Annotated in this window: 23 protein-coding genes; 9 read left to right on the plus strand and 14 right to left on the minus strand. The window is 58.7% G+C overall.

The window, feature by feature from the left end:
* The 4 genes from livG to livK form a co-directional block, all read right to left on the minus strand.
* Positions 1–768 carry a high-affinity branched-chain amino acid ABC transporter ATP-binding protein LivG gene (gene livG, locus BHE81_RS17465; RefSeq protein WP_002920803.1) on the minus strand — a complete coding sequence of 256 codons (768 nt, stop codon included), beginning with the start codon at positions 766–768 and terminating at the stop codon, positions 1–3.
* Positions 765–2,042: a branched chain amino acid ABC transporter permease LivM gene (livM, locus tag BHE81_RS17470; RefSeq protein ID WP_004174005.1), complete on the minus strand. Its 1,278-nt coding sequence runs from the start codon at positions 2,040–2,042 to the stop codon at positions 765–767. The genes livG and livM overlap by 4 nt, the downstream gene beginning before the upstream one ends.
* Positions 2,039–2,965, minus strand: coding sequence for a high-affinity branched-chain amino acid ABC transporter permease LivH (livH, locus tag BHE81_RS17475; RefSeq protein ID WP_002920807.1), 927 nt, complete (start codon positions 2,963–2,965; stop codon positions 2,039–2,041). Before livH ends, livM begins: the two co-directional genes overlap by 4 nt.
* A gap of 61 nt (positions 2,966–3,026) precedes the next feature.
* Complete coding sequence (gene livK, locus BHE81_RS17480; RefSeq protein WP_002920808.1) at positions 3,027–4,136, minus strand: high-affinity branched-chain amino acid ABC transporter substrate-binding protein LivK; 1,110 nt, start codon at positions 4,134–4,136, stop codon at positions 3,027–3,029.
* A 423-nt stretch (positions 4,137–4,559) separates the two neighbouring features.
* Here livK and panM point away from each other — a divergent pair, with 423 nt between their 5' ends.
* Positions 4,560–4,943 carry an aspartate 1-decarboxylase autocleavage activator PanM gene (gene panM / locus BHE81_RS17490; protein WP_020325124.1) on the plus strand — a complete coding sequence of 128 codons (384 nt, stop codon included), beginning with the start codon at positions 4,560–4,562 and terminating at the stop codon, positions 4,941–4,943.
* 271 nt (positions 4,944–5,214) lie between these two features.
* Here panM and livJ read toward each other — a convergent pair whose 3' ends face one another.
* Together livJ and BHE81_RS17500 are read right to left on the minus strand one after the other, a co-directional pair.
* Positions 5,215–6,318 (minus strand): branched chain amino acid ABC transporter substrate-binding protein LivJ, encoded by a 1,104-nt coding sequence (gene livJ / locus BHE81_RS17495; RefSeq protein ID WP_002920812.1) that lies wholly within the window; start codon positions 6,316–6,318, stop codon positions 5,215–5,217.
* A 257-nt stretch (positions 6,319–6,575) separates the two neighbouring features.
* Entirely contained in the window at positions 6,576–7,820 is a 1,245-nt protein-coding gene (locus tag BHE81_RS17500; RefSeq protein WP_004150081.1) for an aromatic amino acid transport family protein, read from the minus strand.
* Between the two features lie 73 nt (positions 7,821–7,893).
* On the opposite strand from BHE81_RS17500, the gene BHE81_RS17505 reads away from it, so the two are divergent.
* On the plus strand, positions 7,894–8,898 hold the full coding sequence (locus BHE81_RS17505; RefSeq protein WP_000427623.1) for an IS110-like element IS4321 family transposase: 1,005 nt from the start codon (positions 7,894–7,896) through the stop codon (positions 8,896–8,898).
* A gap of 396 nt (positions 8,899–9,294) precedes the next feature.
* Here the strand turns inward: BHE81_RS17505 and BHE81_RS17510 are convergent, their stop codons facing one another.
* Positions 9,295–10,560 carry a 4-aminobutyrate--2-oxoglutarate transaminase gene (locus BHE81_RS17510; RefSeq protein WP_004181475.1) on the minus strand — a complete coding sequence of 422 codons (1,266 nt, stop codon included), beginning with the start codon at positions 10,558–10,560 and terminating at the stop codon, positions 9,295–9,297.
* A 118-nt stretch (positions 10,561–10,678) separates the two neighbouring features.
* Between BHE81_RS17510 and BHE81_RS17515 the strand changes: the two genes are divergently transcribed.
* Positions 10,679–12,202, plus strand: a complete 1,524-nt coding sequence (locus BHE81_RS17515; RefSeq protein WP_004181476.1) for a PLP-dependent aminotransferase family protein — start codon at positions 10,679–10,681, stop codon at positions 12,200–12,202.
* 52 nt (positions 12,203–12,254) lie between these two features.
* Here BHE81_RS17515 and rpoH read toward each other — a convergent pair whose 3' ends face one another.
* From rpoH to ftsY, 4 genes are all read right to left on the minus strand, one after another.
* Positions 12,255–13,109: an RNA polymerase sigma factor RpoH gene (rpoH, locus tag BHE81_RS17520; RefSeq protein WP_002920815.1), complete on the minus strand. Its 855-nt coding sequence runs from the start codon at positions 13,107–13,109 to the stop codon at positions 12,255–12,257.
* Between the two features lie 269 nt (positions 13,110–13,378).
* On the minus strand, positions 13,379–14,434 hold the full coding sequence (ftsX, locus tag BHE81_RS17525) for a permease-like cell division protein FtsX (protein ID WP_004173994.1): 1,056 nt from the start codon (positions 14,432–14,434) through the stop codon (positions 13,379–13,381).
* Positions 14,427–15,095 carry a cell division ATP-binding protein FtsE gene (gene ftsE, locus BHE81_RS17530; protein ID WP_002920817.1) on the minus strand — a complete coding sequence of 223 codons (669 nt, stop codon included), beginning with the start codon at positions 15,093–15,095 and terminating at the stop codon, positions 14,427–14,429. The genes ftsX and ftsE overlap by 8 nt, the downstream gene beginning before the upstream one ends.
* Before the next feature lie 2 nt (positions 15,096–15,097).
* Positions 15,098–16,621 carry a signal recognition particle-docking protein FtsY gene (gene ftsY, locus BHE81_RS17535; RefSeq protein WP_004173992.1) on the minus strand — a complete coding sequence of 508 codons (1,524 nt, stop codon included), beginning with the start codon at positions 16,619–16,621 and terminating at the stop codon, positions 15,098–15,100.
* A gap of 182 nt (positions 16,622–16,803) precedes the next feature.
* Between ftsY and rsmD the strand changes: the two genes are divergently transcribed.
* Complete coding sequence (gene rsmD, locus BHE81_RS17540) at positions 16,804–17,400, plus strand: 16S rRNA (guanine(966)-N(2))-methyltransferase (protein WP_002920820.1); 597 nt, start codon at positions 16,804–16,806, stop codon at positions 17,398–17,400.
* The gene (locus tag BHE81_RS17545) at positions 17,390–17,665 is read left to right on the plus strand and encodes a DUF1145 family protein (RefSeq protein WP_002920822.1); all 276 of its coding nucleotides are present in this window, start codon (positions 17,390–17,392) and stop codon (positions 17,663–17,665) included. Before rsmD ends, BHE81_RS17545 begins: the two co-directional genes overlap by 11 nt.
* A gap of 13 nt (positions 17,666–17,678) precedes the next feature.
* Here BHE81_RS17545 and BHE81_RS17550 read toward each other — a convergent pair whose 3' ends face one another.
* Complete coding sequence (locus tag BHE81_RS17550) at positions 17,679–18,029, minus strand: DUF2500 domain-containing protein (protein WP_004173989.1); 351 nt, start codon at positions 18,027–18,029, stop codon at positions 17,679–17,681.
* Between the two features lie 150 nt (positions 18,030–18,179).
* Between BHE81_RS17550 and BHE81_RS17555 the strand changes: the two genes are divergently transcribed.
* Both BHE81_RS17555 and zntA read left to right on the plus strand, forming a co-directional pair.
* A complete protein-coding gene (locus BHE81_RS17555) occupies positions 18,180–18,806 on the plus strand; it encodes a lysoplasmalogenase (protein ID WP_004173987.1) in 627 nt (208 codons plus the stop codon).
* Positions 18,807–18,884: 78 nt separating this feature from the next.
* The gene (gene zntA / locus BHE81_RS17560) at positions 18,885–21,095 is read left to right on the plus strand and encodes a Zn(II)/Cd(II)/Pb(II) translocating P-type ATPase ZntA (RefSeq protein WP_004173985.1); all 2,211 of its coding nucleotides are present in this window, start codon (positions 18,885–18,887) and stop codon (positions 21,093–21,095) included.
* A gap of 326 nt (positions 21,096–21,421) precedes the next feature.
* On the opposite strand, the gene tusA is transcribed toward zntA, so the two are convergent.
* Positions 21,422–21,667 carry a sulfurtransferase TusA gene (gene tusA / locus BHE81_RS17565; protein ID WP_002920858.1) on the minus strand — a complete coding sequence of 82 codons (246 nt, stop codon included), beginning with the start codon at positions 21,665–21,667 and terminating at the stop codon, positions 21,422–21,424.
* 206 nt (positions 21,668–21,873) lie between these two features.
* On the opposite strand from tusA, the gene BHE81_RS17570 reads away from it, so the two are divergent.
* Together BHE81_RS17570 and BHE81_RS17575 are read left to right on the plus strand one after the other, a co-directional pair.
* Positions 21,874–22,539, plus strand: a complete 666-nt coding sequence (locus tag BHE81_RS17570; protein ID WP_002920860.1) for a 7-cyano-7-deazaguanine/7-aminomethyl-7-deazaguanine transporter — start codon at positions 21,874–21,876, stop codon at positions 22,537–22,539.
* Between the two features lie 73 nt (positions 22,540–22,612).
* Positions 22,613–23,170 (plus strand): DcrB family lipoprotein, encoded by a 558-nt coding sequence (locus BHE81_RS17575; protein ID WP_002920861.1) that lies wholly within the window; start codon positions 22,613–22,615, stop codon positions 23,168–23,170.
* On the opposite strand, the gene BHE81_RS17580 is transcribed toward BHE81_RS17575, so the two are convergent.
* Positions 23,171–24,391, minus strand: coding sequence for an MFS transporter (locus BHE81_RS17580; protein ID WP_023301453.1), 1,221 nt, complete (start codon positions 24,389–24,391; stop codon positions 23,171–23,173). It abuts the gene before it with no gap.
* Between the last annotated feature and the right edge of the window lie 37 nt (positions 24,392–24,428).

Genomic DNA, 24,428 nt, shown 5'->3' on the forward strand with positions numbered 1-24,428 from the left:
TTATGCCTCACCAAGGTATGCGCGGATCACGTCCGGGTTATTACGAATCTCTTCCGGCGTCCCGTTGGCCAGCGGTGTTCCCTGGTTCACGACGTAGATGCGATCGGAAATGCCCATCACCAGCTTCATATCGTGTTCGATAAGCAGGATGGTGGTGTTGTGATGGTTACGCAGCTCGGCGATAAGCTCGTCCAGCTCTTTGGTCTCTTTCGGGTTCAGCCCCGCCGCCGGTTCATCGAGCATCAGAATTTCCGGCTGGGTCACCATGCAGCGGGCAATCTCCAGCCGACGCTGGTCGCCGTAGGCCAGGTTGCTGGCCTGACGGTTGGCATGCTCCAGCAGGCCGATGCGCTCCAGCCAGGTGGCGGCCCTGTCCAGCGCTTCGCTCTGCGCCCGACGGAAGGCCGGCGTTTTCAGCAGGCCGGAGAAGAGCCCGGTTTTCAGCTGCTGATGCTGCGCCACCAGCAGGTTTTCAATCACCGTCATTTCGCGGAACAGGCGCACGTGCTGGAAGGTCCGCACCACGCCCATCCGCGCAATCTGCTGACCCGGCAGCCCTTCCAGGTGCTGGTCGCGCAGCAGAATAGTGCCGCCGGTGGGCTTGTAAAAACCGGTCAGGCAGTTAAAGACGGTGGTCTTCCCGGCGCCGTTGGGGCCGATCAGCGAGACGATCTCGCGCTCTCTGAGCTCCAGCGACACATTGTTGACGGCCAGCAGACCGCCGAAACGCATCATCAGGCCGCTAACGGATAATAATGGCTGACTCATGCCTGCTCTCCTTTCGCCTGACCGTTTTTCAGCTTCAACTGCACGCGCGTCATTGGCAGAAGCCCCTGCGGACGCCAGATCATCATCAGCACCATCAGGCCGCCGAGCATTAACATGCTGTATTCGTTGAAGTCACGCATCAACTCGCGCGAGACCACCAGCAGAATAGCCGCGAGGATCACCGCGAACTGCGAGCCCATCCCGCCCAGCACGACGATCGCCAGCACAAAGGCTGACTCGGCGAAGGTAAAGGATTCCGGGCTGACGAAGCCCTGGCGCGCGGCGAACAGCGTGCCGGCGAAGCCAGCAAACGCGGCGCTGATGGTAAAGGCGGTCAGCTTGATGCGCGTCGGGCTCAGGCCCAGCGAACGACAGGCGATCTCATCTTCACGCAGCGCTTCCCATGCCCGGCCCAGCGGCATTCGCAGCAGGCGGTTGATGACGAACAGGCTGAGCACTACCAGCAGCAACGCCACCAGGTAGAGGAAAATCACCCGGTCGGAGGGATCGTATTTGACGCCGAAGAAGTTGCTGAAGGTATCCCAGCCGCCTTCGCGGGCGCTGCGGCTAAATTCGAGGCCAAAGAAGGTCGGTTTCGGGATCTGGCTGATGCCGTTCGGCCCGCCGGTGATCTCGGTATTGTTGAGCAGCAGAATGCGCACGATCTCGCCGAAGCCTAAGGTCACAATCGCCAGGTAGTCGCCGCGCAAACGCAGCACCGGGAAGCCCAGCAGGAAACCGGCCGCCGCGGAGACCAGGCCGGCCAGCGGGAGACAGGTCCAGAAGCCAAGACCGTAATAGTGGTTCAGCAGCGCAAAGGTATACGCGCCGATGGCATAGAACCCACCGTAGCCCAGCACCAGCAGGCCGGAAAGGCCGACCACCACGTTCAACCCGAGGCCGAGGATGATATAGATCATCGTCAGGGTGGCGATATCCACCGTGCCGCGCGACACCATAAACGGCCAGGCCACGGCAATCACCAGCAGGGCGATCAGGAACAGCTTCTGCTTCACCGTCGACCCGTCAATCGCCGGCATAATAAACTTCGGCCCGGAGACGTTCTTAACCGCTTTCTGGAACAGCGGCCGCAGCAGCTGGAAGAAAAAGACCACCGCGGTACCGATGAAGATCCACTGCCAGCGAATATCGGCGGCGGTATCGACCACCAGTTTGGTGCCGTTCAGCTCCAGCTGCACGCCCATAAAGACGCCCGCCAGAATGAAGAACATCACGGCAGAGAGCAGCGCCATTGCAATTTGCATCGGTTTCATACTTTTTCCACCTCCGGGCGGCCCAGAATGCCGGTCGGCATCACTAACAGCACCAGAATCAGCAGCGCGAAGGAAACGACGTCCTTATATTCGGTGCTGAGATAGGCGGAAGAGAGCGCCTCGGCAATACCCAGGATCAGGCCGCCGATCATCGCGCCAGGGATACTGCCGATCCCGCCGAGCACGGCGGCGGTGAACGCCTTCATCCCGGCCATAAAGCCGATGTAGGGGTTAATCACGCCGTAGAACTGCCCCAGCAGCACGCCGGCCACCGCCGCCATCGCTGCGCCGATGACAAAGGTCAGGGCAATGACGCGGTCGGTGTTAATCCCGAGCAGGCTGGCCATTTTCAGATCTTCCGCGCAGGCGCGGCAGGCGCGCCCCATCCGCGAGTAGCGAATAAACAGCGTCAGGGCCAGCATGGCGATAAAGGTCACCACCCAGATCACCAGTTGCATGGTGGTGATTGTCGCGGAGAAGCTGTCGCTGTGGCCGACGACCCACTGGCCGTTAAACAAGCTCGGCAGCGCCACGTCGCGGGAGCCCTGGGTCAGGCTGACGTAGTTCTGCAGGAAGATAGACATCCCGATGGCGGAGATCAGCGCAATCAGGCGCTTGGAGTTACGCACCGGCCGATAGGCCACGCGCTCAATGCTCCAGCCGTAGGCGCTGGCAATCACAATGGCGCCCACGAATCCGGCGGCGACCAGCAGCCAGCTAGTGTCAATGCCCATCATCATCAGCGCGGCGATGATCATGAAGGAGACATAGCTGCCAATCATATAGACCTCGCCGTGGGCGAAGTTGATCATGCCGATAATGCCGTACACCATCGTATAGCCGATGGCGATCAACGCATAGGTACTGCCCAGCGTGACGCCGTTAAACATCTGCTGCAGAAAATAGAGAAACTGCTCGGACATAAGGTAACCTTTTTCAAACCGCCCGCGGTTCGCAGGCGGAGGGATAACTCGTCTTCAGCGCTTATTTCGCCGCGCTCGAAGAGCCGTCGGCGTGCCACTGGAAGACACCAAACTCAAATCCCTTCAGATCGCCTTTTTCATCCCAGGTCAGCGGCCCAATCACGGTTTTCGCCCCGTGCGCTTTCAAATCTTTGATTAAATCCAGCGGCTGCTGGCTGCCGGTTCTGTCCATCGCCTGCGCCAGCGACTGAACGGCGGCATAGGTGATCCAGACGTACGGTCCGCTCGGATCTTTCTTCTCCGCTTTCAGCGCGTTGACGATGGCGCTGTTGGCAGGGTCCTGATCGTAGCGTTTTGGCATTGTCACCAGCATGCCTTCCGCCGCGGCGCCCGCGATATTGGACAGCGAGGCGTTGCCGACCCCTTCCGGCCCCATAAACACGGTTTTCAACCCGACGGAGCGCGCCTGGCGCAGCATCTGGCCCATTTCCGGGTAGTAGCCGCCGTAGTAGACGAAGTCGATGTTCTCTTTCTTCAGGCGCGCCAGCAGGGCGGAGAAATCTTTTTCCCCCGCGGTGATGCCATCGAAGAAGACGATGTTGGCCCCGGCTTTCTTCAGGTTGTCCTGCACCGAACGCGCCAGCCCTTCGCCGTACTGCTGCTTGTCATGAATGATGGCGATACGCTGCGGTTTGACTTTCTCGACGATATATTTCGCCGCGGTCGGCCCCTGCGAGGAGTCGAGGCCGGCGGTACGCATGATGTACTGGTATCCGCGCTGGGTCAGCTCCGGATTGGTCGCCCCGGGGGAGATCATCAGGATGCCTTCATCCTCATAGATGTCGGAAGCCGGCTGGGTGGAAGAGGAGCACAGGTGGCCGATAACGTACTGAATGCCGTCGTTGACGATTTTGTTGGCCACCGCGACCGCTTGCTTCGGATCGCAGGCGTCGTCATATTCGACGGCCACCAGCTTGTCGCCCTTAATGCCGCCGCTGGCGTTGATGTCTTTAATCGCCTGACGCGCGCCATTGAACTCCATGTCGCCCCACTGGGCCACTGGACCCGACATCGCGCCGACCACGGCGACCTTAATATCCTTGGCCATCGCCGCGTGCGACATCGCTAATGCGACAATGCCCGCGACGATGGTTTTCGCGTTCCTTTTCATGCTGCAGAACCCCGTTCGTGATGTGGTGTAAATGTTTTGTATTTTTATGGTTAAAAAGCATTCTGTGCTTTTATTAAACAACGCCATTTTTACCATTGAGTTTAATGGTTTAGCGCAGCTTTTCACTAAAAAACAGATTAAAACCTCTATTTTTCAGTCGATTAAGCAAAGATAATATTCTGTATTTTGGTGAAGATAAACAAAAAAAAGTCCATCCTGTAGCATAAAATAACGATACATAAGGCGGAATAAAACGCTGCACATTAGGTTAAAATTCTGCTTATTTTTCGATCCATGACGGATTGCGCTACCCTGACAACGCCAGGAAAACGAATCCCCTGATGTACGCGCAAAAAACAGCGCTCCGCCAGACAGCAATTTTGGGTACACTGGCGCCTCTGTTTTGCACTGGATTTGCCGCCCATGAAACTGACCATTATCCGTTTACAGCACTTCAGCGATCAGGATCGCATTGATCTGGGGAAAATCTGGCCGTCGCAGGATCTGTCGACGCTGACCCTTGATGAAAACCATCGTCTCTACGCCGCCCGCTTTAACGAGCGCCTGCTGGGCGCCGTGCGCGTTACCCTGCGCGGCGTCGAAGGTGAGCTCAGCGATCTGTGCGTGCGTGAAGTGACCCGCCGCCGCGGCGTCGGACAATACTTAGTGGAAGAGACATTGCGTGATAACCCGGCGATCAATAGCTGGCGCGTCGCCGACCACGGGGTGGAGGACCGCGGCGTGATGGCGGCCTTTATGCAGGCGCTCGGCTTTAGCGCCCAGCAGAATGGTTGGGAAAAGTATTAAGCCGTAGCCCCAATAAGCGGAGCATGACCAAGGAAGAACCCGGCGGCGCTTCGCTTAGCCGGGCTACCTGGCGACTGTAGCCCCGGTAAGCGCAGCGCGACCGGGGTCAGACAACGCATTTGCAGCGTGAAAGGCGCCCCGCCCATTTAACCCAGCATTTCGCGTTGCAAAAAGGCGTCAAGACCCGAAATCCCCGGGAGCTTACATCAGTAAGTGACCGGGGTTGAGGGCCGCAGACAACGCATTTGCAGCGTGAAAGGCGCCGGTTAAATTATTTGGCGTCGGTCGCCGTACCATTAGCATGCCAGGTAAAGACCCCGAACTCAAAGCCTTTCAGGTCGCCTTTCTGATCCCACGACAGCGGGCCCATCACGGTGTCTACTGTCGCGCCTTTCAGGTATTTAGCGATTTCCGCCGGATCGTCAGACTGATTCAGGCCTGCCTGCAGCGACTGCAGCGCCGCGTAGGTGGTCCACACGAAGGCGCCGCTCGGATCCTGTTTCTTCGCCTTGATCGCATCCACGATCGGTTTGTTCGCCGGCACCTGGTCGTAGTTCTTCGGCTTGGTTACCAGCAGGCCTTCCGCCGACTCGCCGGCGATGTTAGACAGGGAGACGTTCGCTACGCCTTCCGGGCCCATAAACTGGGTTTTCAGACCGGCGGCGCGCGCCTGACGCAGGATCTGGCCCATTTCCGGGTGATAGCCGCCGTAGTAGACGAAATCGATATTCTCTTTCTTCAGGCGCGCCACCAGGGTGGAGAAATCTTTCTCACCGGCGGTGATCCCGTCGAAGAAGACCACGTTTGCCCCACCTTTTTTCAGGCCATCCTGCACCGCACGGGCCAAACCTTCGCCGTACTGCTGTTTGTCATGTACCACTGCGATACGCTGCGGCTTCACTTTGTCGAGAATGTATTTCGCCGCGGTTGGCCCCTGATCGGAGTCCAGACCGGTGGTGCGCAGGATCAGCTTATAGCCGCGCGCCGTCAGCTCCGGAGCAGTCGCTGCAGGGGTAATCATCAGAATGCCTTCGTCTTCATAGATATCAGACGCCGGCTGAGTGGAAGAGGAACACAGATGACCAATAACGTATTTGATGCCGTCGTTGACCACTTTGTTGGCTACCGCTACCGCCTGTTTCGGGTCGCAAGCGTCATCATATTTGACGATCTGCAGCTTATTGCCCTTGATGCCGCCCTTAGCGTTGATATCCGCTACCGCCTGCTCTGCGCCGGTAAACTCCTGGTCGCCGTACTGGGCCACCGGGCCGGACATCGCCCCGACTACCGCGATTTTGATATCTTCCGCCAGCGCCGCGCTGCTCATAACTAAGGCAATACATCCTGCCAGTAACGCTTTACCCTTCATATTCATCCTGAGGCTCCCCATTATTATGGTTTTTGCATTTGTTGTGATGTTGTTTATTAGCGTATTATTTTGTTTATACCGATAGGAAAAGCATATGATAGCTAATCAACCGGGTGCTGCCCGCGCTTTTGCAGCACACTATGCTAAACATACCGTCATTCTGAGGAATTTGAAACGACTAAATTGCGGGCTATGTAACAGATAAGTGACAAATAAAAAAACCGCGCCAGCATGAACCGGACGCGGTGCAAAACAGAGCCTGATTACCAGCCTGCGGGTAGGTAGCCCACCGCGGATGCTATCGCGTAGGCGGCGCTGCAAAGATACAACAACACAATGAAGCATTGGATAAGCGGATGGGTCATCCAGGCCGGACAGGTCCAGCCCGGGGTCAGATCGCCACGCTGGCGGGCGCCCTTGAGCATCAGGATCGGCATAATCGATAAAATGACGCCGCTGAACACCCCGGCAAAATAGAGCGCGTTGACGAAGGAGACCATGCCGCTATAGGCCAGTACGAACGGCGGGATCGCCACCACCAGCAGCACCATCAGGCGCCGGGCGGGCTGTTCGTCATTCCCCAGGCGGAACTGATCGAAGATATTGGTCAGAAAGCTGCCGCCCAGTCCCCAGTAGGAGGTCAGCATCGCGCACAGCGCAAACAGATTGGCTGAGAAGAAGGCCCATTCGCCAAGCGCCCGCCCCCAGGAGATGGTGGCCACATCCGAGATATTGTCGAGACCGTTAAGCGAGATCACCGACAACGGCACCAGCGCCAGCAGGGTAAAGGTCAGCGCCATGCCGACCATGATGGCTTTAGGCAATTTTTCCGGTTTGTCGGCGAAGCCCCGCGCCATCTCCGGCACGATATACTGTGCCGAGAAGCAGAATGCCACGACGTTGAAGACCGGAACCATATACAGCCAGTTGCCGTCAAGCAGATAGCCGACGCGGGTGGTCTCTTTCAACAGCGTGGCAATCACCAGCACCGAGATCATCACCACCATGCCGATGCTGATAAATTTCTCACCGCGGCCGATCGCCTTCAGCCCCAGGTAGAGTACCCCTGCCGCCGGAACGAAAAACAGCACGCTACCCAGCGCCGGCGAGATGCCAAACAGGGAGTGCAGCAGCTTACCGCTGCCGGTCATATACGCCGTCAATGCCCCGACGCTATTGACGCAGACGGAGAGAAACATCATCAGCGCGCCAAAGCCGCCGACGTAGCGCTTCGATAATCCACTGAGCTGCAGATGTTTACGGGTGCGCAGCGTGGATTCCGCGACATAGAGCATAGTCACCGTGGTCAGACTACCCACCAGCACCAGCCAGAACAGCAGTGGTAAAAAGCCCGCTTTGCTTGACGCATAGGCGATAGAGAGGACGCCCGCGCCAATATTGGTACCGACAATCATCGATACCCCTTCGACGAAGCTCAGAGATTTTGCAGGGACAGCCGTACGTTCCCGGCCGGTGAGGACGGGAGAAAAGGTGGAGTTTTCAGACATAATACTTAATGAGATGGTCACTCCCTCCTTCCCGGTACTATGCTGAGGACAGGCTTTCATTCGGAGAACTATCATGGAAAACATTGCGCTCATTGGTATCGATCTGGGTAAAAACTCTTTCCATATTCATTGCCAGGATCGTCGCGGGAAGGCTGTTTACCGTAAAAAATTTACCCGGCCAAAGTTGATCGAATTTTTGGCGACATGCCCCGCTACAACCATCGCAATGGAAGCCTGTGGCGGTTCTCACTTTATGGCACGCAAGTTGGAAGAGTTGGGGCATTCCCCAAAGCTGATATCACCACAATTTGTCCGCCCGTTCGTTAAAAGCAATAAAAACGACTTTGTCGACGCCGAAGCTATTTGTGAAGCTGCATCGCGTCCGTCTATGCGTTTTGTGCAGCCCAGAACGGAATCTCAGCAGGCAATGCGGGCTCTGCATCGTGTCCGTGAATCCCTGGTTCAGGATAAGGTAAAAACAACCAATCAAATGCATGCTTTTCTGCTGGAATTTGGCATTAGCGTTCCCCGAGGAGCTGCCGTTATTAGCCGACTGAGTACCATTCTTGAGGATAATAGTTTGCCTCTTTACCTCAGCCAGTTATTGCTGAAATTACAACAGCATTATCACTATCTTGTTGAGCAGATTAAAGATTTGGAATCCCAGTTGAAACGAAAGTTGGACGAAGATGAGGTTGGACAGCGCTTGCTGAGCATTCCCTGCGTCGGAACACTGACAGCGAGTACTATTTCAACTGAGATTGGCGACGGGAAGCAGTACGCCAGCAGCCGTGACTTTGCGGCGGCAACAGGGCTTGTACCTCGGCAGTACAGCACGGGAGGTAGGACGACATTGCTGGGAATTAGTAAGCGAGGTAATAAAAAGATCCGAACTTTGTTGGTTCAATGTGCCAGGGTATTCATACAAAAACTGGAACACCAGTCTGGCAAATTGGCCGATTGGGTCAGGGATTTACTGTGCCGGAAAAGCAACTTTGTCGTCACTTGTGCTCTGGCAAACAAGCTGGCCAGAATAGCCTGGGCCCTAACGGCACGACAGCAAACTTATGTAGCATAACGGCAGAAATACACCGGTTTAAAGAATTACTGATCTGGTTTTGCGAATACTGATATTGATGATACTAACGGCCCACCGGCCTGTTGAGGAACCTGTAAAACGGAAAGGCTCATTGAAGCCGTATATTTTCTGGAGGTTCATCAGGCGCGGAACTCATCAAGGCGCGGGAATAAAATCCCATTCAGACGCCGGATAGATTCAAGCAAGCCAACTTGTCGTCAAAATCGGTGTTGCAAAAACGGGAGTGACCATAGATTCCGTTTTACTCCGGCGGTTGTCACCGCCGGAAAAAAGGTGATATCAGGGTGATAAACCACTCACGCTGAGCATAAACAGCCGGCTGCGGCGTCCTGTTTCTGTTCGGCTTCCCTGCCGCCGCAGCCCGCCGGGGAGACGTTAGCTCTTCAGTACGCGCGCCAGAATATCCAGCGCTTTCGAGAACTGGGCGTCGGGGATAGTCAACGGATACAGGAAGCGGATCACGTTGCCGTAGACGCCACAGCTCAGCAGCAGCAGGCCGTTCTCCTGCGCTTTCTGTTGCACCTGGCGGGTGAATTCCGGCGACGGTTCGCCTGTTTGCGGATCGTTAAACTCCACCGCCACCATCGACCCCCGGCCGCGGACATCAACGATCGCCGGGCAGGTAGCGCGCGCCTGGTTGAGCACTTCCTGCAGATGGCTACCCAGCTGTTCAGCGCGCTGGCACAGCTGCTCTTCGGCAATCACATCCAGCACCGCGTGCGCCGCGGCCACCGCCAGCGGGTTACCGGCATAGGTTCCGCCCAGCCCGCCAGGCGCTGGCGCATCCATCACTTCGGCGCGACCAACGACGCCCGACAGCGGGAAACCGCCGGCGAGGCTTTTCGCCATCGTCATCAGATCCGGTTTCACCTCATAGTGCTGCATAGCGAACAGCTTGCCGGTGCGGGCGAAACCGGTCTGCACTTCATCGGCGATCAGCAGAATGCCGTGGGTATCGCACAGGTCGCGCAGCGCCTGCATAAAATCGGCCGGCGCGACGTTAAAGCCGCCTTCCCCCTGGATCGGCTCGAGAATGATGGCCGCTACCTGGTCCGGCGCAATATCCGCTTTGAAAATGCGCTCCAGGCTTTTCAGCGCATCCGCGGTGGTCACGCCATGCGCCGCATTGGGGTAAACGCCGTGATACACCGAGCCCGGGAATGGCCCGAAGCCGATTTTGTAGGGCGCGACCTTACCGGTGAGGGCCATGGTCATAAAGGTACGGCCGTGGAAACCGCCGCCGAAGGTAATCAGCCCCGGACGACCGGTGTAAGCGCGGGCGATTTTCACCGCGTTCTCGACCGCTTCCGCGCCGGTGGTGAAGAAAGCCGTTTTTGCCGGCCCGTCAATTGGCGCCAGATCGTTGATACGCTCCGCCAGCGAAACATAGCTTTCGTACGGCACAATCTGATAGGCGGTGTGGGTGAAGGCCTGCAGCTGGTCGGCAACCGCGGCGACCACTTTCGGATGGCGGTGACCGGTATTTAACACGGCGATCCCGGCAGCGAAATCGATCACCTCATTGCCTTCGATATCCCACAGCGTGGCGTTTTCCGCCTTCTCGACAAAGTAGTTACACATTACGCCTACGCCGCGCGGCGTCGCCTGCTGGCGACGTTGATTCAGTTCTGAGCTTTTCACCTGCGAATCTCCTGTCGTGTATGTCACGTTATCGCAACAAATTAGAAACGATGTCGTTTATTTACACAGGAGTTGGCCCTATAATCGAGTACCAATTTTGAATATCTGAGGGATCCAATTGCGTTCGCTGGTGGGTGACCTGGTGCTGGTCCGTCTGCAGGAAGAGCGGGATCCTCTTCTGCACAAACGCTTATATAACGCGCTGCGCCGCGCGATCCTCGACGGTTCGCTGGCGCCTCAAAGCCGTCTGCCGCCGTCGCGGGACCTGGCGGGCGAACTTGGCGTATCAAGAAACACCATATTAACAACTTATGAACAATTGCTGGCGGAAGGATATGTGGTTTCCCGTCGGGGAAGCGGAACATTCGTTGCCCAAACCGCCCCTGAGAGCTCATTGACGGCTAAAGGTCAGCAAGAAAACAGCAGTATCGCAGCACCGACGGCGCATCTTTCACGCCGAGGCCAGCATCTGCTCGGCCAGGTCAGCGCCAGCCCGCGCCAGTGGGGAGCGTTTATACCCGGCGTGCCGGACGTTAACGCCTTTCCCCACCCGCTGTTCAGTAAGATCCAGGCCCGCATCAGCCGTCGGCCCAAACCGGAGCGGCTCAGCTATAGCTGCAACGGCGGCACTCCGGAACTGCAGCAGGCGCTGGTGGATTATCTGCGCGTGTCGCGCGGCGTCCACTGTCAGTCAGATCAAATTCTTATCACCGAGGGGATCCACCAGGCGATCGATCTGGTCACCCGCATGCTGTGTGATAACGGCGATCTGGCATGGGTGGAGGAGCCTTCCTACTGGGGGATCCGCCACGTGCTGGCGATGAACGACGTTCGGGCAGAGCCCCTGACCGTCGATGCCAACGGCCTGTGCCCGCCGGAGACGGTTGACGATGCGCCGAGGCTGATCTTCGTTACGCCTTCCCACCAGTATCCTCTGGGCGCGGTGATGAGCCTTGAGCGCCGCCAGCGCCTGCTGGCACTCGCCCGTCAGCAGGGGAGCTGGATCGTCGAAGATGATTATGACAGCGAGTTTCGCTTTTCCGGTCAGCCGATCCCCGCCCTGCAGGGTCTGGTCGCCGACGCCCCGGTGGTCTATATCGGCACCTTCAGCAAGACGCTCTATCCCGGCCTGCGCCTGGGCTACGTGGTGATCCCGCGGCCGCTGGTCAGCGACCTGAAGCACGCCCATGCCGAGCTTTACCGCGGCGGCCATTCGCTGATCCAGATGGCGCTGGCGGAGTTTATTACCGCCGGCCACTATTCGGCCCATATCCGCCGTATGCGGCTGCTCTACAGCCGTCGCCGCGCCTTTTTAACTGAGCTTATCCAGCGGCACTGTATGCCGTACGCCCTGTCTGACTTTAGCGATAATGCCGGGCTGCATTTGATCCTCAATTTGCCCGCAGAGGCTGACGATGTGGCGATCGCCAGAGAGGCCAATGCGCGGCACATTCTGGTGCGGCCGCTGTCGCGCTACTACCTGACGGCGGCGCGCAAGAAAGGATTACTGATGGGATTCGCCAGCCAGCCCGAAGAGCAGATGGCGTCGGCGTTCAGCGTCTTACTCGGCTGCCTGCAGACGCACTGCCCGCAGATGCTCCTGCTCCGGGAGGACGCAGAAAAACAAAACGCCCCAACCTGAGGCGGGGCGTTATCGGGGAGCCTGATATCAGGTATCAGGCAGGCGTGGCGTATCAGGCTTCGATAGCGGCACGCAGTTTTTTCATGGCGTTCTTTTCCAGCTGACGCACGCGCTCTGCGGAGACGCCGTAGCGGTCGGCCAGTTCCTGCAGCGTGGACTTGTTATCTTCGTCCAGCCAGCGGGCGCGGATGATGTCCTGGCTACGCTCGTCCAGGCCCTGCATCGCGTCAGTCAGCTTATTCGCCGCCTGCTCTTCCCAGTTATCGTCTTCGATGCCGTCAGCAAAGTTAGACGTTTTGTCCTGCAGATACAGGACCGGCGCCATCGGCTGGCTGTCGGACTCATCGTCGGACGACATGTCGAAGGTCATGTCCTGGGCCGCCATACGGGATTCCATCTCGCGGACGTCTTTGCTCGACACGCCCAGCTCACGGGCCACCATTTCCACTTCATCCTGGTTGAACCAACCCAAACGCTGTTTGGTTTTACGCAGGTTAAAGAACAGCTTACGCTGTGCTTTGGTGGTAGCGACCTTCACAATACGCCAGTTGCGCAGCACGTATTCGTGAATTTCGGCTTTAATCCAGTGCACGGCGAAGGAGACCAGGCGCACACCCACTTCCGGGTTGAAGCGACGCACGGCTTTCATCAGGCCGATATTGCCTTCCTGGATCAGATCCGCCTGCGGCAGGCCATAGCCCGAGTAGTTACGAGCAATGTGAACAACAAAGCGCAGGTGAGACAGAATCAGCTTTTTCGCTGCTTCCAGATCGCCCTGGTAATGCAGCTTTTCAGCAAGCTCCCGCTCTTCATCAGCCGACAGCATCGGCCAAGTGTTAGCGGCCCGGATGTACGATTCCAGGTTACCAACGGGGGCTAAAGCTAAAGTTTGCATTTCTTTGGTCATTCAAATCCTCTCAATTGATATCTTCTGACGCGTTCTTGTCCCCATCAGGCAACAAGCATGCCAGCATTCATGAGCAACGAGAATATCACTCACATTAGTATCAGACAGTGATTTTATCCACAAGTTCCATGCAACGGTGTGAATAAATTACGCACAAAATGTGACACCACGATGAAAAAGTGAGGGCAGGAAAAGGGGAACAAGCTTGCGGTATCTTTCCCTGCGAACAGGAACTCATTGCAGCAGGGAAAGATTATATCACGCTTTTATTAATCGGGAGTAAAGTGACGTAAATGTTGCACTGTCGCCAGCCAGGCGGCTACCCACCCGATCATCGAGCAGACGATCAACATCAACAGACACTCGTCGAAGCCTAAGCCGCTCAGCTCAAACTGGGTGCCGAAGACTTTCGCCACTTCGGTCACCGCCGACGAGAGGCGCATTACCAGAATCTCCGACAGGATCAGCGATAAAAACGCGCCGGAAAAGCCCAGCATCGCTCCGCCGTAGAGGAACGGACGCAGGATAAAGCCGTCGGTGGCGCCGATAAGCTTCTGAACGTTAATGGTATCGCGGCGGGCGAAGATGCTCAGGCGCACGCTGTTGCCGATCACCAGGAACACCGCCGCCACCATCAGCACGCCGATCATCGCCGACACGCGTCCTACCAGCCCGGTGAGCGAGGAGAGACGGGCAAACCAGCTGTCGTCCATCCGCACTTCATCGACGCCCTGGATCCGCGTTACCCGATCGCGCAGGGTATTCAGCGCCTCGGTGCTCTGGAAATCCAGCTTCGGCACCACGATGGCGACCGCCGGCAGCGGGTTCTCCTCCAGCATATCCAGGGCGCCGCCAAAGCCAGACCAGTTACGGAATTCCCCCAGCGCCTCGTCACGGGACAAATAGTTTACCTTGTCGACGCCCTGCTCCGCCTGCAGCTGGCCCACCACCCGCGCCGCGGCATCGTCATCCAGCGTTTTTTCCAGATAAACGGTGATCTGCGGCGAGGGATAATACTGGGACGCCGCGCTGCTGACGTTTTTGTAGACCATGTAGCAGACGCTTGGCAGGGTCAACGAAATGGCGATGACCATGACCGTCAGGAAGGTCGCCAGCGGCGTGCTTTTTAGATCCTGCAGCGCGCCGTGCCAGGCATAGCGCACCTGCTCGTTGAATACGTTGCTCTTACGCGAGGCCGGGTTAGGCGCCGCTTTCGGCCGTTTTGGCGCATTGCGTCCGCCGCCGCCGCCGCCCGCGGCGTTGCGCAGGCGATCGAACTTGCTGCCGAACTGGCGAATCTGGTTCATTGCGTCGCGCTTATTCACCCCGAATGCCTCCATGCAGATGGCCGTCGCTAAGCGTCAGCACGCGGTACGGACGACTGGAGATAAGCCCCAGATCGTGCGTGGCCATCAGTACCGTCACCCCGACGCGGTTAAACTCTTCAAACAGACGTAAAATCCCCTCCGAGAGCGCCTCGTCGAGGTTGCCGGTCGGTTCATCCGCCAGCAGCACCGCCGGCTTGTTGACCACCGCGCGAGCGATTCCCACGCGCTGCTGTTCACCGCCGGAGAGCTGAATGGGAAAATTCTTCGCTTTGTCCAGCAGGCCAACCTTGTCCAGCGCCGCCGAGACGCGACGACGAATATCATCGCCGCTGGCGCCGGCGATAATCAGCGGGATCGCCACGTTGTCATACACGGTACGATCCATCAGCAAATGGTGGTCCTGGAAAATCATACCGATCTGGCGGCGCAGGAACGGCACCTCACGGCTCTTCAGACGGCTGATTTCATGACCGCTGAAGAAGATTTTCCCGGCGCTGGGCCGTTCGATACCACAGATAAGCTTCAGCAGGGTACTCTTCCCTGCGCCGGAATGGCCGGTCAGAAACGCCATCTCGCCCGGCTGCAGGTGGAAGGTCACCCCCTGCAGCGCTTGTCTCCCACCGAGATAGGCTTTGCTGACTTGTTCAAAGCGAATCATTCTTAATCCTCTCGGGCAAAAAGTGCCTCAATAAAGTCGCCCGCATTAAACGGACGCAGATCCTCAATACGCTCGCCGACGCCAATATAGCGAATCGGAATGCCGAACTGATCGGCCACCGAGAAGATCACGCCGCCTTTGGCGGTGCCGTCCAGCTTGGTCAAAGTGATCCCGGTCAAACCTACCGCCTCATGGAACAGTTTGGCCTGGCTAATAGCATTCTGCCCGGTGCTGGCGTCAATGGTTAACATCACCTCGTGCGGCGCGTCGACGTCCAGCTTTTTCATTACCCGGACAATCTTCTTCAGCTCTTCCATCAGGTGCGATTTATTTTGCAAACGCCCGGCGGTATCGGCAATCAGTACGTCAACATGGCGCGCCTTCGCCGCCTGAATGGCGTCGAAAATCACCGAGGCGGAGTCGGCGCCGGTGTGCTGGGCGATCACCGGGATATTATTACGCTGGCCCCAGACCTGCAGCTGTTCCACCGCCGCCGCACGGAAGGTATCCCCCGCCGCCAGCATCACCGACTTACCCTGCTGTTCAAACTGACGCGCCAGCTTGCCGATGGTAGTGGTTTTCCCCACCCCGTTCACGCCGACCATCAGAATAACAAATGGCGTTTTGCCTTCAACGTTCAGCGGCTCGTCTACTTTGGCGAGAATCTCGCCCATCTCTTCTTTCAGCAGGCCGTACAGCGCTTCCGCATCGCGCAGCTGCTTACGGCTGGCGCCTTCCGTCAGGTTGGTAATGATCTTGCGGGTGGTTTCCACCCCGACGTCGGCGATCAGCAGCTGTTCTTCCAGCTCTTCAAACAGATCATCGTCGATCTTCTTACCGCGGAACAGGCTGATAAATCCGGAACCGAGATTTTGCTTCGTTTTCAGCAGGCTACGTTTGAGGCGGGCGAAGAAACCTTCTTTTGTCGGTTTTTCCTGCTCCTGAGCCAGCGCTTCAAGCGGCGCCTCGTCCTCGGGCGCCGGCACCACTACCGCCGCCTCTTCTGCCGCTTCGGCCGCCAGCGCCTGCGCTTCCAGCTCTTCATCGCTTAACGGCGCGTCCTCTTCGGGCGCTTCTGTCTCCTGCGGCTGGACAACGATGCCTTCCACAGGCTGCTCTGCTACGGCTTCCGCCACCACCGGTTCGGCGATAACCTCTTCCGCCAGCGGCTCAACCACCGCAGGCTGTTCAGGCGGTTCGCTGACCGCGGGCTCCGGTTCAACAACAGGCGTTTCTTCGGTCAGAGCAGGCGTTTCCACCCACTCTTCTTCCTGCGCGCTGGCAGGCTCCGCGAGGTGCGCTTTTTCGCTTTCGACCACCGTCTCGGTCACTTCGACGACGTCTTCGGCAAACGCCTCCGGGTCTGCTTTCGGCGCGCTCGGCTCAGCAGGGGTTTCAACCGCCGGTATCTCTTCGGCAACCGCTTGCTGTTCTTCTACTTTTTGCTCAGTCTCGGTTTCCTGTGCCTGTTCTTTCTGTCCAAAGCCCAGCCAGGAAAAGAAGCCACGTTTTTTCTCTTTTGCCATTTGCGACCACACTCCTCGCTGTTTATTCATGGCGCAGCTTCATCAGAAGCTGAAAAAATGATGAAATTAGTTGGATAGTCTATCACTTAACTTAACTCGCAGCACCGCCCCCGGATTAAGGTTTCGTCAACCGCCGTCGATCGCTAGAATAGCAGGCTGGAAGTTGAGACTTGAGCAGAGAGATGAAAAAACCAAACCACGCGGGCAGCGGTCAGATCCGCATCATCGGCGGGCAATGGCGCGGCCGTAAATTACCGGTGCCGGAGAGCCCGGGCCTGCGGCCGACCACCGACCGGGTTCGCGAAACCCTTTTTAACTGGCTGGCGCCGTCCATTGTTGACGCGCACTGCCTCGATTGCTTTGCCGGCAGCGGCGCGCTGGGGCTGGAAGCGCTGTCCCGCTATGCGGCCAGCACCACGCTGCTGGAGATGGAGCGCGGCGTAGCCCAGCAGCTGCAAAAAAATCTCGCCACCCTGAAAGCGGATCGCGGCAAGGTGATCACCACCAACACCCTCAGCTTCCTGAGCCAGCCGGGGACCCCGCACCAGATCGTGTTCGTCGACCCGCCGTTCCGTCAGGGGCTGCTGGAGGAGACGCTACGTCTGCTGGAGACACAAGGCTGGCTGGCCGATGAGGCCCTGGTGTACGTCGAAAGCGAAGTCGAAAACGGCTTACCGCCGGTGCCGGCTAACTGGCAATTGTATCGTGAAAAAGTGGCCGGACAGGTCGCCTACCGTCTTTACCAACGTGAGGCCCAAGGAGAGCACCATGCTGATTAATTTAGGCCGCCTGCTGATGCTGTGCGTCTGGGCCTTTCTGTTATTGAATCTGTTTCAGCCCTTCCCGAAGCCGCTGAATATCTTTGTCAACGTCGCGCTGATTTTCATGATCCTGATGCACGGTCTGCAGCTGACGCTGCTCAAGGCGACGCAGCCGAAAGAGGCGCCGCCGCTGAGCCGCTTTGAGCAAATCCGCATTTTTATTTTCGGCGTGTTTGAGCTCGTCGCCTGGCAGAAAAAACTGAAGGCGACGCTGAAAAAATAGTCCTGAAAAGGGCTCAGGGATCGGGCGTAAACGCCACGAACGCTGTGCCCTTATAACTCAACATCCCACGATCGCCGACGCTCAGCGCGTGATATTGCGGCGCGTCAAGGCGAAACACCACCTCCAGCCCACCGTTTTCGGGGCGAAAGCTCGCTTCATAGCGCATCTCACTGCCTGCAGGCGTCACCGTCTGCTGCCGCGAGCGCCGATCGTTAATCACTTTTTCCCGTTTATTGCTGACGATAACCCGCTTTTGTAGCAACGGCGCGGCGTCATTCGCCTGTTTCTCACGGCGCTGCTGGACATAGCGAAACGAAGCCGCCACCACAATCACCGCGACGACCAGAACAAAAAAGAGGGGCATTTTACTCATTAGGGTTACCCATAAAAAATATCAGGAATCAGCATACTGCGTCGGGAATAACATTGTCATCTGCTACACCAAACCACTACACTGAGTAGTAGCATCACGCATCCGTAACTTTCTTTATGATAACAGATACAGGGACTTACTATGCTTTGGTCATTTATTGCTGTCTGTTTCTCCGCATGGCTTTATGTCGATGCATCCTATCGTGGGCCGGCATGGCGACGCTGGGTTTTTAAACCTGTCACCCTGATTCTGTTGCTGTTACTGGCCTGGCAGGCGCCGATGTTCAATGCCATCAGCTATCTGGTGCTGGCTGGCCTGTGCGCCTCGCTGCTCGGCGACGCCCTGACCCTGCTGCCGCGCCAGCGGGTGATGTACGCGGTGGGCGCTTTCTTCCTGTCACATCTGCTGTATACCATCTGGTTCGCCAGCCAGCTGACGCTGTCGTTCTTCTGGCCGCTGCCACTGGTGCTGCTGGTATTCGGCGCCCTGCTAATGGCGGTGATCTGGAGTCGGCTGGAAGAGATGAAAATGCCGGTGCTGACCTTTATCGGAATGACGCTGGTAATGGTCTGGCTGGCCGGTGAGCTGTGGTTTGCCCGCCCCACCAACACCGCGCTGTCCGGTTTCGCCGGCGCAGCCCTGCTGCTGCTGAGCAATGCCGTGTGGCTGGTGAGCCACTATCGTCGCCGCTTCCGCGCCGATAACGCCATCGCCGCCGCATTCTACTTTGCCGGCCACTTCCTGATCGTGCGCGCGCTGTACCTGTAATTTAGTCCTTGACTCTGGAGTCGACTCCAGAGTGTATCCTACGGCTAATGAGAAAATTATCATTTCCCGGAGGGTGCCATGTCGACTCCAGACGCGCAGGATAAAAAAGTTCCACAATTCTCGTCTTTCACCATGCGGCCAGCAACCGCCCCGGCGGAGAGCTGCTGTACAGATCACGCCTGCGCCACAGAGTCCGCCCCTGCCGCCGAAGCGCTTAGCGACGCCCGCTACCGCTGGCAGGTAGATGGCATGGACTGCGCCGCCTGCGCCCGCAAGGTGGAAACCGCGGTCCGTCAGGTGCCCGGGGTCAGTCAGGTCCAGGTGCTGTTCGCCACAGAAAAGCTGCTGGTTAACGCCGAGGGCGATGTCCGCGCTCAGGTTGAGAACGCGGTCCGCCAGGCGGGGTATACGCTGCGCGATGCCGATGCTCCCGCAGCAGAGCAAACCCGAGGGTCGCTGCTGCGCGACAATCTGCCGTTACTGACGCTGGTTATCATGATGGCCTTGAGCTGGGGGCTGGAGCAGGCCAACCACCCTGCCGGTCAGTTGGCCTTTATTGCCACCACCCTGGTTGGCCTGTGGCCGGTTGCCCGCCAGGCGCTACGCCTGATCAAGAGCGGGAGCTGGTTCGCCATTGAAACGCTGATGAGCGTCGCCGCCATCGGGGCGCTGTTTATCGGCGCCACCGCGGAGGCGGCGATGGTCCTGCTGCTGTTCCTGATCGGCGAGCGTCTCGAAGGCTGGGCCGCCAGCCGCGCACGGCAGGGGGTGAGCGCGCTGATGGCGCTGAAGCCCGACACCGCCATCCGTCTGCGCAACGGCGTGCGGGAAACCGTCGCCCAGCGCGACCTGCGTCCCGGAGATGTGATTGAAGTGGCTGCCGGCGGGCGTCTGCCGGCGGATGGACAACTGCTGTCGCCGTTTGCCAGCTTTGATGAAAGCGCCCTGACCGGCGAGTCGGTGCCGGTGGAGCGTCAGGCCGGGGAACGGGTAGCGGCGGGCGCCACCAGCGTCGACCGCCTGGTGCAGCTTACCGTGATATCCGAACCGGGCGACAGCGCCATCGACCGCATCCTGAAGCTGATTGAAGAGGCTGAGGAGCGTCGGGCGCCAATCGAGCGCTTCATCGACCGCTTCAGCCGGATCTACACCCCGGCCATTATGGTGGTGGCCTTGTTGGTCGCCATTGTCCCGCCGCTGTTCTTCGCCAGCGCCTGGCTGCCGTGGATTTATAAAGGACTGACGCTGCTGCTGATCGGCTGTCCATGCGCGCTGGTCATCTCCACGCCGGCGGCCATCACCTCCGGCCTGGCGGTCGCCGCCCGCCGCGGGGCGCTAATCAAAGGCGGCGCGGCGCTGGAACAGCTGGGCCAGGTGCGCCAGGTGGCGTTCGATAAAACCGGCACCCTGACCGTCGGCCAGCCGCAGGTGACTTCGGTTATTGCCACGGCCGAAGTTGACGACAACGCGCTGCTGGCGCTGGCGGCGGCAGTGGAGCAAGGCTCCAGCCACCCGCTGGCGCAGGCTATCGTCCGTGAAGCGCAGCGGCGTCAGCTGAGCATTCCGCTTGCCAGCGGCCAGCGGGCGCTGGCGGGCTCTGGTATCGAAGCCGAAGTCAACGGCAGCCGCATCCTGATCTGCGCAGCCAGCAAAGCCGCCCCGGCAGAGCATGAGGCGCAGATCCAGCAGCTGGAAAGCGCCGGGCAAACGGTAGTGCTGGTGATGCGCGGCGAGACGCTGCTCGGCATTCTGGCGCTGCGCGATACCCTGCGCGACGACGCGCGTCAGGCGGTGGATGCTTTGCATCAGTTGGGCGTTCAGGGGGTGATCCTTACCGGGGATAACCCGCGCGCCGCGGCGGCCATCGCCAGCGAACTGGGGCTGGAATTCCGCGCCGGTCTGCTACCGGCGGACAAGGTCAACGCGGTGATAGCGCTGAATGCCGACGCGCCGCTGGCGATGGTCGGGGACGGTATCAACGACGCGCCGGCGATGAAAGCGGCCACCATCGGCATCGCCATGGGCAGCGGAACCGACGTGGCGCTGGAGACGGCCGACGCCGCGCTGACCCATAACCGTCTGACCGGCCTGGCGCAGATGATTTCCCTGGCGCGCGCCACCCACGCCAATATCCGCCAGAACATCGCGATTGCCTTAGGGCTGAAGGGGATTTTCCTCGTCACCACCCTGCTCGGCCTGACCGGTCTGTGGCTGGCGGTGCTGGCGGATACCGGCGCCACCGTGCTGGTAACGGCTAACGCGCTGCGGTTATTGCGTAAGAAGTTGTAGCATCGATACCGGCTTCCCTGCTCGCGCTACGCTTAGCAGGGCTACGGTTCCAGACCGTCGGGTAGCCCGGATAAGGCGCTACGCGCCGCCATCCGGGAGAGGCTCAGGGACGTAGGCCAGGTCAGGCGCAGCCGCCACCGGGGAAAATATCGGACACTGTGCCTGAAATAGCGCCCGGCGGCGCTGCGCTTGCGCGGGCCTACGGGTGGAGCGGTTTGTTGCTGCTGTAAGCCGGGTCAGGCGTAGCCGCCACCCGGCAAAAGACAACATAACGGCATAAAGGGGTAGCCCGGATAAGGCGCTACGCGCCGCCATCCGGGAGAGGCTCAGTGGCTTTTGCGGATCAGGTAGCGGTACGGCAGGGCTTCGGTTTCCTGGGCCACCAGCTCATGCTCCATAAAGCGGCAGAATCCCGGGATATCGCGGGTGGTGGCCGGATCGTCAGCAATAATCAGCAGCGTCTCGCCCACCGGCATCGTCCGCACGGTTTTACGCACCATCATGACCGGCTCCGGGCAGCGGAGTCCCAGGGCATCCAGGGTGTGGTCAGGAGTGGAGAAAAGTTCGCTCATTTTAGTCTCACGTCAACAAAACGGCCTTAGTTTACCCCCTGCTCGCCAGTACGCAAGCCAGGTTAACGTTTGCGCGAAAAACAACCATTGCATTACGCCGGCAACGCAGTATCATGCAGCCGTTTTTAATTGGGTTCCCTCACCCCAACGTTCCGCTGCCGATTGCTCATTCACCTGAAGCATGACGGGCATAAAAAGGTCACAATATGAATCCGTTTACTACCGTACAGCGCAAAAAAGCGCTCGTCTGGCTTTCGCTATTTCATTTGCTGGTCATCACCTCCAGCAACTATCTGGTTCAGCTGCCGATCTCCATCTTTGGTTTCCATACCACCTGGGGCGCGTTTAGTTTTCCGTTTATTTTCCTCGCCACCGACCTGACGGTGCGAATTTTTGGCGCCCCGCTGGCGCGACGCATCATTTTCGCGGTGATGGTCCCGGCGCTGGCCATCTCTTACGGCATCTCCGCGCTGTTCTACATGGGCGAATGGCAGGGCTTTGCCGCGCTGGGCACCTTTAATCTCTTCGTCGCGCGCATCGCCGTCGCCAGCTTTATGGCCTATGCGCTGGGGCAGATCCTCGACGTTCACGTCTTTAACCGCCTGCGGCAGAGCCGCCGCTGGTGGTTGGCCCCTACCGCCTCGACGCTGTTCGGCAACATCAGCGATACCGTGGCGTTTTTCTTTATCGCTTTCTGGCGCAGCCCGGACCCGTTTATGGCCGCCCACTGGGGGGAAATCGCCCTCGTCGACTACAGCTTTAAAGTGCTTATCAGCATCATTTTCTTCCTGCCGATGTACGGCGTGCTGTTAAATATGCTGTTGAAAAGACTGGCGGATAAATCTGATTTGTCGGCATTACAGCCGAGTTAAAGGTACTCGCGGGCTGATGTGTTAAGATAGCCGGATGAGCCATTAGTGGCCGTTTATCGAAAGGAAGATGTCAATGCGCAATTTGGTTAAATATGTCGGTATTGGCCTGCTGGTGATGGGGCTTGCCGCCTGCGATAACAGCGATTCAAAAGCGCCAACCGTTGGCGCAGCAGCGGAGAGCAATGCCAGCGGCCAGGCAATCAGCCTGCTGGATGGCAAGCTGAGCTTCACCCTGCCTGCGGGCATGGCCGACCAGAGCGGCAAACTGGGTACCCAGGCGAACAATATGCACGTCTACTCTGACGCTACCGGCCAGAAAGCGGTCATCGTCATCGTCGGCGACAGCACCAATGAAGATCTGGCGGTGCTGGCGAAACGCCTGGAAGATCAGCAGCGCAGCCGCGACCCGCAGCTGCAGGTGGTGAGCAATAAACCGCTGGAGATTAAAGGCCATACCCTGCAGCAGCTGGACAGCATTATCTCCGCCAAGGGGCAGACCGCCTGGTCTTCCGTGATCCTCGGCAAAGTGGATGACAAGCTGCTGACCCTGCAGGTCACCCTGCCGGCGGATAACCAGCAGCAGGCGCAGACCGAAGCGGAAAGCATCATCAACACCCTCACCATCCAGTAATTACTGGCCTGGTGCGCTGGCCTCCGGTTCGCTAACCGGGGGCCGTTTTTTTAGCCGCCAGCCCAACAGCAGCGCCGCCATCACCAGCCCCGCCGCGGCGAGATAAATCATCGAGATCCCGGTCCACGCCATCAGCAATCCGGCCAGCGGCCCGCTGACGCCCAACGACAAATCCATAAACACGGTATAGGTCGCCAGCGCCGACCCCTGATTGTGCTGCGGCACCGCTTTCACCGCCACCACCCCCAGCGCCGGGAAGACCAGCGAAAAGCCAGCCCCGGTAAGGAAAGTACCGATTTTCGCCATCATCGGCGTATCGGCAAAGCCGACCAGCAGCAGGCCGATCGCCTCCACGCTAAAGCAGAGCATCGCCACGTTCAGCCCGCCGAGTCGGTTAATGGCGTTGGGAAACAGCAGCCGCGCGCCAACGAACGCGCAGCTGAATAATGTCAGCGCGAAAGCCGCGCCGTCCCAACCTTTGGCGTCATAAAATAGCGTGATAAAGGTGGCGATCACCCCAAAGCCGGCGGAGGCCAACGCCAGCGCCATGCCGTAGGGCCAGACCCGGCCGAGCACCGCGCGAAACGACATCGCTTTGCCTTTGGCAGCCTTCACCGCCGCGCGGGGCAGCGCGCAGAGGATAGCCACCAGCGCTACCGCCATAATGACCCCGGCCAGACCGCTGAGGCCAATGTGCGAATAGCACAGCACGCCGAGCGGCGCGCCCATCGCCATCGCCCCATAGGTCACAATCCCGTTCCACGAGATCACCCGCCCGATATGCAGCGAACCGACCACGCCGACGCCCCACAGCGTCGAGCCTGTGCCGGCGAAGCTCTGGCCGATACCAAGGATCACCCGTCCGAGGCATAACAGCAGCAGGCTAATCAGTGGCCAGCCGCTGCCCCAGGCGGCCAGCAGATAGCTTAAACCGCTCAAAAAGCAGCCGCCGAGGCCGAAGACGACAATCTTTTTGGGCCCCAGCAGGTCGGCATAGCGCCCGGCATGCGGGCGGCTGAGCAGCGTGGCGAAATATTGCAGGCTAATCACCAGCCCGGCCCAGAAAGCGCTAAAGCCCATGACTTCATGAACATAGCCGGGCAGCACCGCCAGCGGTAGGCCGATGGTGAGGTAGCTGGCAAAGTTAAAGATAACGACAGAGACAATCCGCAGATTGAGGCGCAGTCCATTAAGCGCCGGTTCGGCGACGGGTTCGGGCATCAGGTTCCACCAGATTTCGACAACCAGCTTTCACTAT

This window comes from Klebsiella sp. AqSCr (genome assembly GCF_008452795.1).
Lineage (GTDB): Bacteria > Pseudomonadota > Gammaproteobacteria > Enterobacterales > Enterobacteriaceae > Klebsiella > Klebsiella pneumoniae.